The sequence below is a fragment of the Micromonospora sp. 15K316 genome, from assembly GCF_004348525.1.
Classification (GTDB): domain Bacteria; phylum Actinomycetota; class Actinomycetes; order Mycobacteriales; family Micromonosporaceae; genus Micromonospora.
The window spans coordinates 1-447 of record NZ_SMKG01000454.1; the positions used below are offsets into that span (position 1 = coordinate 1).

The 447-nt window shown below is 77.4% G+C and carries 1 pseudogene; it reads left to right on the top strand.

Annotated elements, in window-relative coordinates:
• A pseudogene (locus E1211_RS32280) lies at window positions 1–447 on the top strand (DNA polymerase III subunit gamma and tau); the annotation flags it as partial.

Below are 447 nucleotides of genomic sequence, written 5' to 3' on the forward strand. Positions count from 1 at the left end.
CCCCGGCCGAGGCCGGCCCCACCGTCCCGCCCGCGGCGGCCACCCACGCCGACGACGCGCCCCGGCGGGTCGTGCCGCCCTCGGCGGTGATGCCCGACCCGGTCACCCCGGAGCCGCCCCGGCCCGGGGCGGAGACACCAGGTGTCCTCGACGCGGTCGCCGTGCGCCGGGTCTGGCCGGACGTGGTGGCCAAGGTCAACCGGACGAACAAGCGGATCGCCGCGTTGATGCGGGACGCCGTGGTGCGGGAGCTCGACGGCGACACCTTGGTGCTCACGGTGAAGTCGGGCGTGCTGGCCCGGATGATGTCCGACCACGCCGCGGTGCTCACCGACGCCCTCTACGAGGAGCTGGGCGGGCGTTGGCAGATCCGTTGCGAGGTGGCCGGCGAGCGGGGCGGAGCCACGCTCTCCGGCCCGCCGCGTTCGGCCGCCCCCGCTCCCGCCG